This window comes from SAR86 cluster bacterium, assembly GCA_029268615.1.
Lineage (GTDB): Bacteria > Pseudomonadota > Gammaproteobacteria > Magnimaribacterales > Magnimaribacteraceae > JAQWNM01.
This window is the reverse complement of the sequence record JAQWNM010000015.1, coordinates 1-17,802: the sequence shown is the minus strand read 5'-3', so window position 1 is coordinate 17,802 and position 17,802 is coordinate 1. Positions and strand designations below refer to the sequence as shown.

The window sequence follows — 17,802 nt, the reverse complement described above, 5'->3', positions numbered from 1 at the left end:
TTATTAATTTATATATTCTGTAATAAAAAATCAGCAATCTGCTCTTTAGTAAAGCCAAAATGCTTTGCTAGATTATTCCCTGGAGCCGATTCTCCAAAAGACTTCATGCCTATGATTAGTCCTTCTAGCCCTACATATTTTCTCCACCAATCTTCATAAGAAGCTTCAATAGCAACTCTCTTTATACCCTTTCCTAAAACTGATTCTTTGTAGTCTACATCCTGAATATCGAATCTTTCAGTACAGGGTATAGAAACTACTCTAACAGGTGTTTTATTTTCTATTTCCTTAGCAGCTTCTATAGTTATTGAAAGTTCAGAACCTGTGGAAATTAAGATTAGATCAGGATTTTTTGAAGACTCATAAACAATATAACCTCCTCTCTCTATTAGTTGAGTTTGTTCTCTAGTTCTGTCAATAGTAGGTAAATTTTGTCTTGATAAGATTAAAGCTGTGGGATTAGATATATTTTTTATTGCAGCTTTCCAAGCAAAAACAGTTTCTACAGTATCGCAAGGTCTCCAGGTTTCTATATCCGGCGTAGTTCTCAAGCTCGTTAAATGTTCTATGGGTTGGTGGGTAGGACCATCTTCACCAACAAAAATAGAATCATGCGAATAGATTAAAATCGTGGGAATTTGCATTAAAGCTGCCATTCTTACAGCATTTCGAGCATAATCTAAAAAAGTTAGAAAAGTTCCTCCATACGGCCTTGTCCCTCCATGCAGAACCATTCCATTCATAATGCCCGTCATAGCAAACTCTCTTACTCCATAATTTATATAGTTTCCATTAAAATTGTCTCTAGTTATTGGAATACTACCAGACCAATTTGTATTATTAGAGCCAGTTAAATCCGCTGAACCCCCGATTAACTCAGGCATGTAAGGTCCTAATATATTTATAACTCTTTCAGAAGATTTTCTAGTGGCAATTTCAGGTTTTTCTTCCTGGATTTCAGAAATAAAATCTTCTAAAGCTAAATCTAATCCCTCAGGTTCCTTGAGAGACGTACACCTCAAAAACTCAGATGCTAATTCAGGAAATGAATCACTATAATCTTGAAATAGATCTTTCCAAGTTCCCTCTAGATTTAAACCTTGGTCTTTAAAATCCCATTCTGAATAAATAGAATCAGGAATTTCAAAAGGGGGTAATTTCCAATCTAAATTTTCCCTGATATTCTGAATTTCTTCTTTTCCAAAAGCTGCTCCGTGAGTTGATGCTGTGCCTTCCTTATTTGGAGAACCTTTCCCAATTATCGTTTTACAACAAATAATGGTTGGCTTTGATAATTCAGATTTTGCTATTTCAATTGCTGAATCAATTGCTGAAGAATCGTGACCATCAATATCAGATAAAACTTCCCATCCATAGGACTTAAATCTTGCAGGAATATCTTCTGTAAACCAACCTTCCACAGGACCATCTATTGAAATACCATTATCATCATATAAAACTATTAATTTACCTAGGCCTAAAGTACCTGCTAAAGAACAAGCTTCATGAGAGATTCCTTCCATTAAACATCCATCTCCAGTAAATACATAGGTGAAATGATCAATTACTGGATAGCCCGATTTATTAAACCTATTAGCTAAAATTTTTTCAGAAATAGCCATACCTACTGCATTGGCTATGCCCTGACCTAAAGGACCTGTAGTTGTTTCAACTCCATCTGTAACACCAAATTCTGGATGTCCTGGTGTTTTAGAGCCCAATTGCCTAAAGTTCTTTAATTCATTTATAGATAAATCATATCCAGTTAAGTGAAGTAAGCCATACAAAAGCATTGATCCATGGCCATTAGATAAGACAAATCTATCTCTATTTGGCCATTTTGGATTTTTAGGATTATGCTTTAAATGCTTTCTCCATAAAACTTCTGCAATATCTGCCATGCCCATTGGCATGCCAGGATGTCCTGAATTAGCTTGCTGAACTGCATCCATCGCAAGAACTCTTAGTGCATTTGAAAGATATATTCTGTTTTGTGAGTCTCTTATAGAATTTGCCACTTTTTACTTTATGCCTTTAATTTAGAAATACATGTATTGTCTCTAATTAGTAAATACATGTATAGATATCTTGAATATATTTCTTCAAAATTAATTTAATGTCTGAAAATATGGATAAATGGACGCTTTAGAGTGTAGAATGCTCATTTTTTAAGGAATACTATGTCTGAATATAAAATATTTACATCTGAATCTGTTTCAGAAGGTCATCCGGATAAAATGGCAGATCAAATATCTGATGCCGTACTTGATGCTATGCTCGAAGGAGACAAAGACTCTAGGGTTGCTTGTGAAACTTTAATTAAAGATAATCTTGTAGTTTTGGCTGGAGAGATTACTTCATCATCTAATCCAGATCTTGAAAGCCTAGTAAAGAAAGTTATTAATGATATAGGTTACAACGACCCTAGACTTGGTTGTGATGCCAATACTTGTGAGATTATTAACAAAATAGGTAAGCAATCTCAAGACATAGCTCAAGGTGTTAATGAAGGAGAAGGTGAAGATAAAGATCAAGGAGCTGGAGATCAGGGCCTTATGTTTGGCTATGCCACAAACGAAACAGAAGTCTTAATGCCAGCACCAATTACTTATTCACATCTACTTGTAAAACAGCAAGCCAAAGTAAGAAAATCAAATAAACTAAGTTGGTTAAGACCTGATGCCAAGAGTCAAGTTAGTTTTGTATACGATAAACACGGCAAACCTGAATCAATATCAGCTGTTGTTCTTTCAACACAACATGATCCAGATGTATCTCAAAAAGATCTTATAGAGGCTGTAAGGGAAGAAATTATTAAGCCTATACTCCCGGCAAATTGGTTAAATGCAGCTACAAAGTTTCTCATCAATCCAACAGGAAAATTTGAAATAGGAGGTCCAGTTGGAGATTGCGGACTAACCGGAAGGAAAATTATAGTTGATACGTATGGAGGCATGGCAAGACATGGGGGAGGAGCTTTTTCGGGCAAAGATCCTTCAAAAGTTGATAGGTCAGCTGCATATGCTGGTAGATATGTTGCAAAAAATATAGTTTCTGCAGGGCTGGCTGAAAGGTGTGAAATACAAGTATCTTATGCTATAGGAGTGGCTGAACCTACTTCTATTTCAGTTAATACTTTTGGAACAGCTAAGATAGATGAAGAAAAGATAGCTGATTTAATAAATGAAAATTTTGATTTAAGACCAAAACAATTAATAGCTATGCTAGATTTAAAAAGACCTATTTACCTAAATACAGCATCTTACGGACACTTTGGTAGAGATGAGATAGATTTTACTTGGGAAAAAACAGACAAAGCAGAAGCGTTAAGGAGCGCATAATAATTATGAGCGAAGATTTTAAAGATTATAAAGTTTCAGATTTATCACTAGCAGAATGGGGTAGAAAAGAGATTGTTATTGCCCAATCTGAAATGCCTGCGCTTATGAAATTGAGAGAAAGGTATTCTAAGGATCAGCCGCTTAAGGGAGCTAAAATAATTGGATGCATTCATATGACTGTTCAAACTGCTGTGCTTATTGAGACTTTAACTGTCCTAGGAGCAGAAGTAAGGTGGTCATCTTGCAATATATTTTCCACTCAAGATCAAGCTGCTGCCGCTATGGCCGCTTCGAAAATACCTGTTTATGCTTGGAAAGGTCAAAATGATGAAGAGTTCCTCTGGTGTATTGAACAAACTATTCTTAAAGACGGAACTCCTTGGGACGCAAATATGATACTTGATGACGGAGGAGACTTAACTGCAATGGTTCATGAAAAATATCCAGAAATGCTAGATAAAATTCATGGAATTACTGAAGAAACGACAACTGGAGTTCATAGATTATATGAAATGATAGAAAGAAATGAACTTAAAGTCCCTGCAATCAATGTAAATGATTCTGTTACTAAATCTAAAAACGATAATAAATATGGTTGTAGACATAGTCTAAATGATGGCATTAAACGAGCAACAGATATGCTTTTAGCTGGAAGGAAAGCTCTAGTTATAGGCTATGGGGATGTAGGAAAAGGTTCAGCTCAAAGTCTAAGACAAGAAGGAATGATTGTTAAAGTTACTGAAATAGATCCAATATGCGCTATGCAAGCTTGTATGGACGGTTTCGAAGTAGTTTCTCCTTATATCGATGGAGTGAATAATGGCTCTATAGACTCTATAGACACAAGGCTTCTGAATGATACTGATTTAATTGTAACAACTACTGGCAATTATAATGTTTGTGATGCCAATATGCTTTCTTCTTTAAAAAAAGGTTCGGTTGTTTGTAATATTGGGCATTTTGATACAGAAATAGATACTAAATTTATGAAAGATAATTGGTTCTGGGACGAAGTGAAGCCACAAGTTCATAAAGTCTATAGAGATGCCTCACCAGAAGGTCAGCATGATCCTGAAAGCTCAGATTACTTAATACTACTATCTGAAGGAAGACTTATAAATTTAGGAAATGCAACTGGTCATCCGTCAAGAATAATGGATGGTTCTTTTGCAAACCAAGTGTTAGCTCAAATGTACCTTTATGATCAAGCCTTTGCTTCAATTAATGATGAAGATAAAAGATTAGCCCTTCTAAAAGTTGAAGTCTTGCCTAAAGCTCTTGATGAAGAAGTAGCTTCCTATATGGTTGAAGGATTTGGTGGAATGGTAACTAAACTCAATCAGGAACAAGCCGACTATATAAACGTCTCTAGGGAAGGCCCATTCAAATCTGACATTTATAAATACTAAGTTATAGTGTCTAAGTCATGGAATATAAATCTAATGCACTGAGCTTTGAATTTTTTCCGCCTAAAACAGAAACGGGAAAAGAAAAATTAATAAATACAGCAAAAGTATTTAAAAAGTTCAATCCTGAATACTTTTCTGTTACCTATGGTGCAGGAGGATCAACTAGAGAAGGAACCATAGGAACCTGCAAATCTTTAATTACTGAAGTTAAATCAAATGCTTGCGCTCATATATCCGGAATAGGATCCTCAAAGCAGGACATAAAAGAACTTCTTTATGTGTATAAAGAAATTGGCGTAACAAGATTAGTGGTTCTTAGAGGTGATCTACCCTCTGGATTTGGTGGCATTGGAGATTTCCCTTTTGCAATAGACTTGATAAAGTTTATTAAAAATGAAATGGGTTCATATTTTACTTTAGAAGTAGCAGCATATCCTGAAAAGCACCCAGAAGCATTAAATGCTGAACAAGACTTTAAAAATTTTGTATCTAAAGTTGAAGCTGGTGCGGACGGAGCAATTACTCAATTCTTTTATCAGGAAAAATCATATTATGAGTTTATGGACTTATGTACTAAGAAAAAATTAGATCTCCCTATCGTGCCAGGAATAATGCCTATTCATGATCTAGATTCAGTTATCAGATTTGCAGATGGATGCGGTGCTAATATACCTAAAGACCTTTTGCAGAAACTTAGGGCATACGAAAATCCTGAAGATATAATAAAATTTGGAATAGAAATAATTACAGATCTTTGCAAAAAACTTTATTCTTATGGCGTACCTAGTATCCACTTCTATACAATTAATAGATTAGCTCCAACTGAGACAATTATTAAGTCATTTAGATAAAAGGTTATAAAAATGAAAAAAACAAAATCTAATAAATCTTGGGGTGGTAGATTCAATAAAGAAACTAACTCAATGGCTGAGAATTTTACTAACTCATTAGATGTTGATAAAAGAATCTACTTAGAAGATATAAAAGGGTCAATAGAATATGGAAAAGCTCTTAATAAAGCAGGAATATTGACTAGAAATGATCTAAAAAAGATAATTTCTGGACTTAAATCTATTCAGAAAGAGATAGAGTTAAACAAATTCAAATGGCTATATAATCTCGAGGATGTTCATATGAATATAGAGTCAGCCTTAGTAAAAAAAATAGGAAATGCTGGAAAAAAAATACATACAGGAAGGTCTAGAAATGATCAGGTTGCCACAGACCTAAAATTATATCTTAAGGAGTTGATAAAGAATCTCCAAAAGAATATAACAAAATCACAAATAATAATTGCTTCCTTAGCTGAGAAGCATCATAAATCTATTATGCCTGGTTTTACTCATATGCAAATTGCCCAACCGATAACTTTAGGTCATCACTTGTTAGCTTGGTTTGAAATGTTACAAAGGGACTATGAAAGATTTGCTGATGGTTTAAAGAGAATGGATGAAATGCCTTTAGGTTCAGCAGCTCTATCTGGCTCAAGATATAAAATAGATAGATCTTTACTGGCTAAGAAACTAGGCTTCGCAAGAATTACTAAAAATTCTTTAGATGCAGTTAGCGATAGAGATTTTTTGATTGAGATTGCTTCTTCTGCAAGCATTCTTGGGGTTCACCTTTCAAGATTTTGTGAAGAACTAGTCTTATGGTCGTCCTCTCAATTCAATTATGTTGATATAGGTGAAGAATTCTGCACAGGTTCTTCAATAATGCCTCAGAAAAAAAATCCAGATGTAGCAGAAATTATTAGAGGCAGATCCTCTAGAAATATTTCATCTCTTTTAGGGCTTCTAACTTTAATGAAAAATCTGCCATTATCTTACAACAGGGATATGCAAGAAGATAAAGCATACATTTTTAACTCTTTGGATAACTGTATTGAAAGTTTAGATATTTTCAGTTCAATGTTGAAGACTGTAAAAATTAATAAAGCTAAAATGAAAGAGGACTGTTATATAGGACATATAACAGCTACGGATTTAGCTGATTATTTGGTCATGAAAGATATTCCTTTTAGGAAATCTCATGAAATTGTAGGAAAGGCAGTAGCTTATGCAGAAGATAAAGGTGTGCAACTTTTTGAGCTCAATCTTAACGAACTCAAAAAATTCTCAAAGTTGATTTCAAGTGATGTATATAATTCTCTTGATCCAAATAAAACTATTTATTTAAGAAATAAGACTGGAGGAACTTCTCCTGATCAAGTACTAAAGGCATCTAGAAAAGCTAAAGAAGTAATAAAATTAAGACAAAAGAAATGAAAAATCTTAAATATACAATTATCAAAATATGTCTTGGTTTTAGCTTGTTTTTTGCATTAAGTTCATGCGGAATTAAAGGACCTCTTATAATGCCTGAAAGTGCTAATCTTCAATACCCTGAACATGAAAGGTTTTAACAAAAAAAATAATATTCTTTGCGTTGATGAAATTCAATTAACTGATCTAGCAGAAGAATTTGGAACTCCTGCATATATTTATTCTGGATCTGTTATTAAAGAAAACTATCAGAAATATCTTCATTCGCTAAGAGCGCAAGATATGATTTGCTTTGCAGTTAAATCAAATTCAAATTTACAGATTCTTAAACTATTAGCTGATTTAGATTCTGGATTTGATGTTGTGTCTGCAAATGAGATTAGAAAAGCCCTACTCGCAGGCGCAAATCCAAAAAAGATAGTTTTTTCTGGGGTAGGAAAGACCACGGAAGAACTAAAATTTGCAATAGACTCTGATATTTTATTTATAAACATAGAGTCCTATAGTGAACTGATTAAACTTAATCAATTAGCCGTGGATAAAAAAATAGTGGTCCAATGCTCGTTGAGACTAAATCCAGATATTTCAGCACAAACTCATGAGTATATTTCTACAGGCTTGAAGGATAGTAAGTTTGGCCTTTCAAAGGAAGTAATGATAGATATTGCAAAAGATGCTAAAAACTTAGAAGGAATCGCTTTAAATGGAATAAGTTGCCATATTGGATCTCAAATAACAGATCCTTCTATTCTCTTAGAAGTCCTAGAAAAGGTAAAAATTTGTGCTGAGGAATTTATTGAAATAGGATTAGATATAACTCACCTTAATTTAGGCGGAGGAATAGGAATTACTTATAACCAAGAAGATGAAATATCTATTGAAAATATAGTAAGTTCATTAGTACAAGAGTTAGGTGAAAACTATAAATTAATTCTAGAACCGGGGAGGTCCATAGTTGGAAATTCGGGAGTAATAATTACAAAAGTTGAACTAATTAAAAAAACAGAAAATTCATCTTTTGCTTTTATTGATGCAGGTATGAATGATCTCTTAAGACCTGCCTTATATAATGCTTGGCATAATATCACTTCAATTGAAGACTTAGATCTATCACCTCAGAATTATACTGTTGTAGGCCCTGTATGCGAGAGTGCAGATATTTTTGGGGAAAAAAGAAACTTAGCTATAAAGGAAGGAAGCATATTGGCAATACATAGCAGTGGTGCTTATGGTTTTACTATGAGCTCTAACTACAATAGTCGAACAAAACCACCTGAAATCTTAGTTGAAGAGACAACTGTTAAGCTTATTAGAAGAAAAGAGTCATTTGAAGATATGGTTAAACTAGAAAAAGAAATTTAAGATAATATGAAGGTCATAAAGATGTCATCTTTGGGAAATGAAATTTTAATTCTAGATCTACTTACTGAAAATAATTCTATCTCACCTGATCAAATTAAAGATTTTTCAAAAAAAAAAATAACCTCCTTTGACCAGCTCTTAACTATCGAGCCTCCCCATAATCGAGAAAATGATCTTAGGACTTCTATATTCAATAGTGATGGTTCAATAGCGCAAAACTGTATCAATGGTTCAAGATGTCTCGCAAAATACGTTGTAGAAAACAAACTACTTACCGACGAGAAGTTTATAGTAGAAACTGATGGAGGTAATTGGCATATAGAATCCTTAAATGATGGAATTTTTTCTACTTCTATGCCTTTACCTAGATTTAAACCTTCTGATCTTCCTTTTCTTCATGAACCCTCTGAGAATTATGTCTTAAAAAGGGGAGATAAAAAATTAGAGGTAGGTATTGCATCCATTGGCAACCCTCATATAGTAGCTTTCTTGGATGATATACAAGAATTTCCCCTAAAAAAATGGGGTTTAGACCTTTCAGAAGATAAGCAATTTCCAGAAGGAGTTAATTTTGGTATCGCATCCATAACCTCCAGAAATAGTCTAAATCTTAGGGTCTATGAAAGGGGTGTAGGCGAGACTTTAGCATGCGGAAGTGGTGCATGCGCAGCAGTTGTCATTGGTAATGAATTAAATCTTTTGGAAAGTAGAGTAAATGTCTTTTTTAAAGAGGGAAAATTATTAATAGAATATACAAAATCTAAAAGTCTAAAAGCTTTCGGAGATGCCCATTTTCATGGACACTTTGAATTCTAATATGAAAGAAAATCTTTCTGATAATAAAGTTAGAGAATTTCTTGCTCTAAATCCTGATTTCTTAAAAAGAAATCCTGATATCCTAGAATCCTTAGATATATCTCATGATTCTGGAGCAGCTGTTTCCTTAATACAAAAACAAGTAGAATTACTGAGAAAAAGCTCTAATGTTACTACTAACAAACTAGATACCCTTCTTGAAAATGCAAAAAATAATGAGGAGCTCTTAAAAATATGCAAAAAACTTATCATAAATTTATTAGAAAGTAACTTGTTAACTGATGTTATTGAGGAGGTCGAAACAACCTTTATCTCCGATTTAGGAGTTACAGATTGTAAAGTATATTTTTTTATAGATGAAATTAATAATCTTTTGCCTGTAGGTAGAATAAAAGAAAAAAATCTACAAAGAGAGATTGAAAATATTTTAAAATCTAAAAATAATTACTTTGGCCCAGTGAACCCAAAACAAGTCCGTAAGATCTTTGAAATAGATTCTGTTATTAAGAATATCTCAATTTTAAAACTTAAATGCACCTCTGTTTCAGGTGTGTTAGTGTTTGGAAGTCACCTAGAAGGCAAGTATAATAAGAATAAAGATACTATATTCTTAGATTTTATTTTGGAAATTCTTAGCAAGATAATAGATAAGAAAAATATTTAGATGCTAAATAAGCGCATTGAATCCTTTCTTAATCAATTAAAAATTACACGGCAATACTCTAGTCATACATTAGATGGCTATAAGCGAGATTTGAATAAATTATCTTCTGAATTATATGAATCGAATATAGGGAGATGGAAAGAAGTACAAGATAAACATATCAGGCAATTCATAAATAAGGAAAGGAGAAAGGGGCTTAGCCAAAAAAGTATTCAGCGGCTCTTATCTTCAATAAGAAGTTTTTTTAAATACCTAATTAATGAAGATGAGATTGATAATAACCCTTTAGCTCATATCAAAGGCCCTAAAAGCCCAAAATTGCTTCCAAAAGCAATGGATGCTGATATGGTCTTTAAGCTCTTAGACTATAAACCAAAAACCTGGGTAGACATAAGAGATAAGGCAATAATTGAACTTTTTTATTCTTCAGGATTGAGGCTTGCTGAGCTTTGTAATATTAATATTGAAGACCTTTCTATAAAAGAACAAACCTGTCGAGTTTTAGGAAAAGGAAATAAAACAAGAATAGTTCCTATAGGCATTAAAGCAATTCAATCTTTGAATTTATGGTTGCGTTCCCGGGAAATAAAGATAAATCTAAAAGATCCCACTAACGCCTTATTCATTAATAATAAGGGTTACCGCTTAGGTCATAGATCCGTGCAATTAAGGATAAAAAAAATTAGTGAGAAAAGAGGTCTTCCTGATCTTCATCCTCATATGTTAAGACATTCTTTTGCTAGCCATGTTTTAGAGTCCAGTGGAGATTTAAGAGCTGTTCAAGAAATGCTAGGTCATTCTGATATAGCTACAACCCAAATATATACAAAATTAGATTTCCAACATTTAACAAAAGTCTATGATAAAACTCATCCTAGGGCGAAGAAAAATAAATCATGATAAAAGTCATAAGCTTTGATCTAGATGATACTTTATGGCCAATCCTTCCTGTTATCATGGAGGCAGAAAAAATAACCAGAAAATGGCTTATAGAAAATTATTCTCCTGTAGAAATATTACTCAGTGAAGATATTTTGTTGAATATAAGAAAAGATTTAATCTATAAAGACAAGGACTTAATTAATAGATTATCTGAACTAAGAACTTTATCTATCACAGAACTAGCAATAAGAGCTGGCTATAGCTCAGTAGAAGCCTCTAAGATTGGTAAAGAAGCTTTTGAAGTTTTTTTTGAAGCGAGAAATAATGTTACCTTCTATGATGATGTCTTAAAGGTGCTTGAATCTCTTAACAAAAAATATATATTAGGTGGTCTAACCAATGGTAATGCTGACATAAAAAAAATAGGTCTGGACAGGTTCTTTGATTTTAATTTTTCATCATCTGACCTCAATTCTAGCAAGCCTTCTCCAGAAAACTTTCATGCGATAATTCGTGAGACTGAAAGACAGCCGTTTGAGATCTGTCATGTTGGAGATAACCCTTCTCATGACGTTTTGGGAGCTATCAATTCTGGCTTTCAAGCAATCTGGTTCAACCCGACTGAAAAAAAATGGGAATTAGAAAAAGCAGAATTCTTAGAGGCAAAAAATTGGCTAGAAATTAAAGATCTTATTCTAAATTTAGACCAGACTTGACCAGGATATATTCTATTGCTTGCTTAATTTCTTCTTCAGAACAATTCATGCAAAGTCCCTTAGGGGGCATTCCATTTAAACCATTAACTACTGAATGCAAAAGAATATCTAAACCTTTTTCGTTTATCACAGTCCAAGAAGCTTTATCTCCTATTTTTGGAGCTCCAGCCACACCTATTCCATGACATGTGCCGCAAGCTCTTTTGTATACCATTTCTCCTTTCTGAACTTCTGCGAGTAAATTTGCTGGTGCAGCAAAAAGGATATACAGTATTATTAATAAAGAAGTTTTATGCATTCTTACTTTATTCCTTTTATTCAAGAAAAAGTCTATTTAAAAGGAGACTCACTATCCTTTTAGCTTAATTTACAGTTGAGACAAATAATCATCTAATCTTTCTGAATTCATTAAAAATCTAACTTTTTGTTCTTTTGCAACTTCTTTTACATCCTTAAGATTTAAAGGTTCTCCTACTTGTATGACTCCAATCATGGCCATCATGGCATGAGGATCACACTGATATACATATACCCCTTCAGATTCTAGTTTCACACTTATATCTTGACTCATTTTTCCTAGCCAAGATTCTGCACCAGGTGGAATCATTCCATCAATTGAAGCAGAATTATGCGACATATCAGTGGCCTTAAAATGAATGGTATCTCCTTTTGACACTTTGATAACAGGAGGATCAAAGACCATATTACCTCCTGGTCCAAAATTGAGCATTTTTATTTCATGCTCATTTCCTCCAGATAACATTACCTTTGGTAAATTAACTTCTGAAGATATTTGCGATGTCTGAACCTGAACAACTTTTGATGCACAATCTTGGCCTTCAACACATACATTGCCTACTGGGGCAATTCTTTCCCTAATCGCATCTTCCTCTTTGCTTGCAAAAATAGACAATGATAAGAAAATTAAAAAGAAATAAAATGAATTTTTCATATTTAGTTTATTTATGTTGTAAAATAAATAGTAATTATACCAATAATCTTTAAAATTTAATCAAATACCTTGCCTGGGTTTAAAATTCTATTTGGATCTAAAGAATTCTTAAGAGATTTCATGACATCAATTTCAATCTTTGACCTAGAAATTGATAAATAGTCTTTTTTCTCAATACCTATGCCATGTTCTGCAGATATTGCACCGCCTATAGGCTCTAATGGCTTATAAATGCAAGATTCTATGGTTTGGATAGTTTTATGATCACCAGCACCTACTCCTACAATAATATGCAAGTTACCATCTGCTAAATGACCAAAAACCGTACAATGAAATGAATCCCAATATTTTTTTAATTCATTATTTATATTTTGAATATATTTCTCCATCGAAAGTATAGGCAAACTAACATCAAATATTTTTACCGGTCCATACTGAAATTGTTGCTCTACATCATCTCTTATAGACCATAAAGCAAGTCTCTCTGTCTGGGATTTGGCGATTACAGCATCTTTAATTAATTCTCTATTTATTGCTTCTTCAAGAATAGACTCAAAATGAACTTCATCTTTTTCTTGATTTGAACCTGTTGATTCTACTAATACATAATAAGCAAAATCTTGACCTATTGGAGGGTTATTCTTAGCTGGAGGGTTAGTCACTAAATTATAGTAATCTTTCCACATTACTTCAAAAGAACTTAAATTACCTCCAAGTCCTTGATCTATCAATTTTAAGAAATTGGTTACTTCATCAAATGTATCAAAAGAAGCTAAAGCTGTATTACAACTTTTAGGCTTTTCTCTTAACCTAAGAACTGCCTTTGTAACAAAACCTAAAGTACCCTCTGTCCCTATAAAAAGTTGTTTTAAATCATAACCAGAATTATTTTTTAACATTTGATTCATTGAAGATAATATTCTTCCATCGGCTAGAACAGATTCTAAACCTAAAATAGAATCTCTTATCATCCCATAACGCATAACCATGTTTCCTCCGGCATTGGTAGAAATATTTCCACCTATTGAACATGATCCGCGAGCACCTAAATCCAAAGGAAACATTAATTCATGCTCATTAGCAATTTGTTGTATTTTTTCTAACTGCACTCCTGCTTCTACAGTCATTGTCCTTCCTATTGGGTCAATATTTAACACAGAAGTCATTCTTTCTGTTGAAAGAGCTATTTGCTCTTTATTTGTAATTGCCCCCTGAACAAGCCCAGTTAAACCTCCATGAGGGACTATGGTTTGCTTGTGATGATTACATAAATTCAATACTTTAGATAATTCCTCTGTGTTCTTTGGCCTTACTATGGCCTTAGCTTTAATGCCTTCTTCTATCCATATACCTGCCTTTCTATTTGAAACATCTTGACCCAATAAGATACCTTTTTGGCCTACAATTGATTTAATCTCTTCTAAAATATCCATTACCAAGGTTCAGCAAATGGCCTTATTTCTACATCAAAAGTCCAAGCTGATTTATCTTGATGAGCAATATGGAATATTTCATCAGCAATGGCAGAGGGTTTCATAAAAAAATCATCAGGTTTGTCAGGCCAAGCTTCTCGAGTCCAAGGTACATCAATTGCTGAATCTATAAGAATATACGATACATGAATCCCCTTAGGTCCTACCTCTCTAGCAATAGACTCAGCAAGTATTCTTTGAGCTGCTTTAGTTGGAGCGGTAGTTGCAAACCAAGGCTTGCCTCTTCTAGCGGAAGTATTCCCTGTAACAATTATAGATCCATTACCTCTTTTAAGCATATCCTCAGCAAAGCCTCGAGAGAGATAAAGTAAACCCATAGTATTAATCTCAAAATTTTTAAGTAAATCTTTTGGTTTTATTTCTAGGAAATTTCCCCTCCCACCTCTAACAGCATTATGAACAAGGACATTAGGAATTCCTAAATCTGATTTAACAAGTGAAATTACTTCAGCCATCTGTTCTTCATTAGAAACATCGCAAGGATAAGCTTTTGTATTAGGAATTTCACTTTCTAGAATGGATAATCTTTCTTCTGAACGAGAAAGCATTGCAACTTTATAACCTGACTCACTGAAACGTTTGACGGTTGCTTTACCTGTTCCGGGTCCAACACCTGTCACTAAACATAATTTAGACATAAATTAATTCTTTTAGTATTTCTTTAGTATTTTTTCTGAGTAGGATGAAACTCTCCATCCAGAAGGATCTTTCAGTCTTTCTGGTCTGGGAGTTAAATCAACTTCTTCACCGTCTAATAATACCATTTTTAATAAGTCTTTTTTTCCTAATAAAGTTACATCTTTAGACGGGTCTCCATCTATCAGAATCAAGTCAGCTAGAAATCCAGGGTTTACCATGCCTAACTCCTTTTCTTTCCTTAATGCTCGAGCTGCATTTTTGGTAGCACAAGTTATTGCTTCTAAATGAGTCATTCCAAGCTTATTCACAAAAACTTCTAGCTCTCTATAATGCCAATCACCGTAAGGAGTAACAGAAAAGCCTGTTTCACTGCCACATAAGAAAGGAACTCCTAGACTATAAGCCTTTTTTAAAATCTCAATATTGTCATCTATTTCCTTTTCAAAAATCTCTTTATAGTCTTTTGAAGCACCCATTTCATCTGCATAATCTATTAAGTTTGCCTGAAAAGTAAAAGTAGGAACTATCGGTATTTTTTTATTAGCAAGTATTTCTAAACCTTCTTCATCCATATACGTGCCATGCAAGATCATATCCATACCTGCTAAAAGAGAGTCTTTCACGCTATCAGCACTTCTACAGTGACCTACTACAGGAATATCTAGTTCATGAGCTGTGTCGCAAGCTACCTTTAATTCCTCTAAACTCCATGCTTTTAGTTCTCCATCAGAAGTTTGTCTAGGAACTAAACCAGACACATGAATCTTAATCCAGTCAACTCCTAACTTTATTTGCCTTCTTACTTCTAAAATTATTTCATCTTTATTCCTAACTACCGCTCCATAGCCCCTTTTTCCTTCGTCAGGAATTAATCTTCCTGCAGTGCCTCCTGCTGAAGTCATTAAAGCATTCCCTCCTACAGACATTCTAGGGCCTTGAACAATTCCGCTCTCGATTGCGTCTCTTAAATCAACGCCTACATTATATAAACTATCTGCATCAAGAAATCCTGTAACTCCTGCCTGTAAAACCTTATAGGCATTCTGACTTGCAATGATGGAAGCTAAACCTTCTCTTCTGTGAAAAAAAAGTTCGTCATTAGAAGAAGGTTCGTCAAAACTTATATGACAATGCGCATCTATCAGTCCTGGCATGAGAGTTTTTCCTTCAGCATCTATAGTCTTTCTTATAGTGATGCTCTTAGAAAGATCTTTTAGATCATCCAAGATGGAATCTATTCTATTATTATTTAGAAGAACATGTCCTGAATAGGGCTCTCCTCCGCTACCATCAATTATCCTAGCATTAGTAATTAAAGTATAGCCTAGCTTCTTATGAGCCATGCTTTATCAAAATTTAGTTAGATGCTTTTAGTGGAGACCAAGCTAATAAATTAGAATCACCTGGAGTAGTGCTAGGAACAAGCTTAACGCCTGAAGCTGCAGCCATCTCTTTGTAGTCCATCCAAGATAAAATGTAATCTATTGGCGTTCCCTTGCCTTGATCGAAGAACAAAGGGCCATATATATTTGCTGTGTATATTAAGTCCTCTTCTGTAACTCTTTGTGTTGCGTCATGTCTTGCACCTGCTGGCTCATAAAACCACATTCCAGGACCGTAACCTTCTGGAGGGCCTGCTCTTACGCCTAAAGCCCCAGTTAAAACTAAGAAATCGCTAGCACCTAAATGAGTATGCGGATCAGCTACTCCATTATGACGAACTATCAAAGATACAAAGCCTGTTTCTTCGCTAACTCTAAGAAGCTTAAGACCTACGTCTGGCATTGTTGGAAGAACTAACCAGGGTACTGAACGTGTGTCAACAAAGTGAGGATGAGTTACAGAACCATTTGATGAAGAAGAAACTGGCTCATCAACTATCTTACTTGCATTATCTGAGGATGCTATTGCCAAAGGCTCGCCATTTCCACTATATGGAATTGTCCCCTCTTCCATACAAGCTGATAATGAATTTGGAACTAAAGTAACTTTACTTTCTTTCGCAAGACTTAAAACATCTGCTGCTGTAAATAATGATTCTAAAGATCCATCGTCACCTAAAAAAGCGACTCCACTAAAAAAATTAGCCAACACTTCAGTATCCTCTATGGCCACAAATGCATTTACTTTAGAATTTGCAGAAATAAAACCCCAAGTTCCAGGTTCTAAAATACTCTTTGAACCATCTTGGTCATATTCAGCTTTTCCTGAAAGGATCAACATATCCATACCACCTAAATAAACTGCACTAGGCATTGAAGTTCCAGCCTCTAGCTTATAGATTAATGAAAAAATTCCACTTTCTGAACTTGCCCTAGTCGGTTTAAAAAACATACCACTAACATTTGGTACAGGTATCCAAGGCAATCTATTTGTATCAATACAATCACCATATCCTGATGGATTATATTCCGGATTGGCTTTAGCTTCTGACATAACTTTACCTCAAAAAATTTAATATTTTTAACATAGAGTCTTTGATAATGACTCTAACTTATGATGCTTCCCAAGCACCTTGAGCATCTTGCCAAGTGACTAATGCTATTGTGTTGCCCTCTTCATCAATAAAATTAAGAGGTCCCACAAAATTCATATAGAACTCACTATCCTCAGGAAAGTAAGTCTTGTCATGTCTTGCATTGCAGGGCTCATAACCATATCCAGGAGCTATAGCAGTAGATCCTCCATCATCATCTCCTCCTCTCACATCCATACGTCCTTTGGTTAAGAAGTACTCTCCAGGTCCTATATGAATATGCCTATTGAAGGAAGTCTCAGCCGGACAATCAAAAATTGCAGTCCAAGATCCCAGTTCAGGAGAAACATTTAAAAGTTTCCATTTAATTGGCCCTTCACATAAAGCAGCAGGAAAATCTACCCATTCAACTTGGTCCATTTGGACATATCTGCCTTCAAGTTCATCTTGATGAATATTAAATGTTTTACTCATAAAACCCTCCCTCTGAAATATTACTCAAAATAATAGGTAAGACTAGCTGAGAAAAGTCTAGGCTGACCTAAGGTACCAATGATTATATTACCTGTCCCATTATCATCTAAAGTATATAAGTTAGATAAATATTGAACATCTACATAGTAGTCTTCATCAGTAATATTCTCTACATTTAGCATAAATTCCCAACTATTCAGTGACCAACCTATCTGCAATCCAGCTAAAGTATAACTAGGGTTAGTGACTGGATTAAAAGCTTGAAGTCCTTCAAAGCTTCCATTATGACTAACTTGAAAATCAAACATGAAATT

General features: G+C 34.2%; 19 protein-coding genes. 10 read left to right on the top strand and 9 right to left on the bottom strand.

From position 1 onward, the window contains the following. Window positions 1-8: 8 nt before the first annotated feature. Entirely contained in the window at window positions 9-2,018 is a 2,010-nt protein-coding gene (tkt, locus tag P8J93_07660) for a transketolase (protein MDG2061674.1), read from the bottom strand. 162 nt (window positions 2,019-2,180) lie between these two features. Between tkt and metK the strand changes: the two genes are divergently transcribed. The 10 genes from metK to P8J93_07610 are packed head-to-tail and all read left to right on the top strand — an operon-like array spanning window position 2,181 to window position 11,454. Next, window positions 2,181-3,341 (top strand): methionine adenosyltransferase, encoded by a 1,161-nt coding sequence (gene metK, locus P8J93_07655; protein ID MDG2061673.1) that lies wholly within the window; start codon window positions 2,181-2,183, stop codon window positions 3,339-3,341. Window positions 3,342-3,346: 5 nt separating this feature from the next. Further along, window positions 3,347-4,750 carry an adenosylhomocysteinase gene (ahcY, locus tag P8J93_07650; GenBank protein ID MDG2061672.1) on the top strand — a complete coding sequence of 468 codons (1,404 nt, stop codon included), beginning with the start codon at window positions 3,347-3,349 and terminating at the stop codon, window positions 4,748-4,750. A 17-nt stretch (window positions 4,751-4,767) separates the two neighbouring features. Next, window positions 4,768-5,601 (top strand): methylenetetrahydrofolate reductase [NAD(P)H], encoded by an 834-nt coding sequence (gene metF, locus P8J93_07645; protein ID MDG2061671.1) that lies wholly within the window; start codon window positions 4,768-4,770, stop codon window positions 5,599-5,601. A gap of 12 nt (window positions 5,602-5,613) precedes the next feature. Next, entirely contained in the window at window positions 5,614-7,017 is a 1,404-nt protein-coding gene (argH, locus tag P8J93_07640; protein ID MDG2061670.1) for an argininosuccinate lyase, read from the top strand. After that, window positions 7,014-7,154 (top strand): lipoprotein, encoded by a 141-nt coding sequence (locus P8J93_07635; protein MDG2061669.1) that lies wholly within the window; start codon window positions 7,014-7,016, stop codon window positions 7,152-7,154. The genes argH and P8J93_07635 overlap by 4 nt, the downstream gene beginning before the upstream one ends. Beyond that, on the top strand, window positions 7,141-8,376 hold the full coding sequence (gene lysA / locus P8J93_07630; GenBank protein MDG2061668.1) for a diaminopimelate decarboxylase: 1,236 nt from the start codon (window positions 7,141-7,143) through the stop codon (window positions 8,374-8,376). Before P8J93_07635 ends, lysA begins: the two co-directional genes overlap by 14 nt. A gap of 6 nt (window positions 8,377-8,382) precedes the next feature. Then, complete coding sequence (gene dapF / locus P8J93_07625) at window positions 8,383-9,192, top strand: diaminopimelate epimerase (GenBank protein ID MDG2061667.1); 810 nt, start codon at window positions 8,383-8,385, stop codon at window positions 9,190-9,192. A gap of 1 nt (window position 9,193) precedes the next feature. Further along, on the top strand, window positions 9,194-9,856 hold the full coding sequence (locus P8J93_07620; GenBank protein MDG2061666.1) for a DUF484 family protein: 663 nt from the start codon (window positions 9,194-9,196) through the stop codon (window positions 9,854-9,856). Further along, window positions 9,857-10,756, top strand: a complete 900-nt coding sequence (gene xerC, locus P8J93_07615; GenBank protein MDG2061665.1) for a tyrosine recombinase XerC — start codon at window positions 9,857-9,859, stop codon at window positions 10,754-10,756. Further along, entirely contained in the window at window positions 10,753-11,454 is a 702-nt protein-coding gene (locus P8J93_07610) for an HAD-IA family hydrolase (protein ID MDG2061664.1), read from the top strand. The genes xerC and P8J93_07610 overlap by 4 nt, the downstream gene beginning before the upstream one ends. On the opposite strand, the gene P8J93_07605 is transcribed toward P8J93_07610, so the two are convergent. The 8 genes from P8J93_07605 to P8J93_07570 all read right to left on the bottom strand — a co-directional run. Beyond that, window positions 11,429-11,752 (bottom strand): c-type cytochrome, encoded by a 324-nt coding sequence (locus P8J93_07605; protein MDG2061663.1) that lies wholly within the window; start codon window positions 11,750-11,752, stop codon window positions 11,429-11,431. The genes P8J93_07610 and P8J93_07605 overlap by 26 nt on opposite strands. A gap of 69 nt (window positions 11,753-11,821) precedes the next feature. After that, window positions 11,822-12,406 carry a pseudoazurin gene (locus P8J93_07600; GenBank protein ID MDG2061662.1) on the bottom strand — a complete coding sequence of 195 codons (585 nt, stop codon included), beginning with the start codon at window positions 12,404-12,406 and terminating at the stop codon, window positions 11,822-11,824. Between the two features lie 56 nt (window positions 12,407-12,462). Next, entirely contained in the window at window positions 12,463-13,839 is a 1,377-nt protein-coding gene (locus P8J93_07595) for an FAD-binding oxidoreductase (protein MDG2061661.1), read from the bottom strand. Beyond that, complete coding sequence (locus P8J93_07590; GenBank protein ID MDG2061660.1) at window positions 13,839-14,537, bottom strand: SDR family NAD(P)-dependent oxidoreductase; 699 nt, start codon at window positions 14,535-14,537, stop codon at window positions 13,839-13,841. The genes P8J93_07595 and P8J93_07590 overlap by 1 nt, the downstream gene beginning before the upstream one ends. A 12-nt stretch (window positions 14,538-14,549) precedes the next feature. Beyond that, window positions 14,550-15,881: an amidohydrolase family protein gene (locus P8J93_07585; protein MDG2061659.1), complete on the bottom strand. Its 1,332-nt coding sequence runs from the start codon at window positions 15,879-15,881 to the stop codon at window positions 14,550-14,552. 13 nt (window positions 15,882-15,894) lie between these two features. Continuing rightward, window positions 15,895-16,974 (bottom strand): hypothetical protein, encoded by a 1,080-nt coding sequence (locus tag P8J93_07580; protein MDG2061658.1) that lies wholly within the window; start codon window positions 16,972-16,974, stop codon window positions 15,895-15,897. 58 nt (window positions 16,975-17,032) lie between these two features. Further along, window positions 17,033-17,488 (bottom strand): acetylacetone-cleaving protein, encoded by a 456-nt coding sequence (locus P8J93_07575; GenBank protein MDG2061657.1) that lies wholly within the window; start codon window positions 17,486-17,488, stop codon window positions 17,033-17,035. Window positions 17,489-17,508: 20 nt separating this feature from the next. Next, a partial coding sequence (locus P8J93_07570) for a TonB-dependent receptor (protein MDG2061656.1) occupies window positions 17,509-17,802 on the bottom strand: 294 nt, incomplete at its 5' end.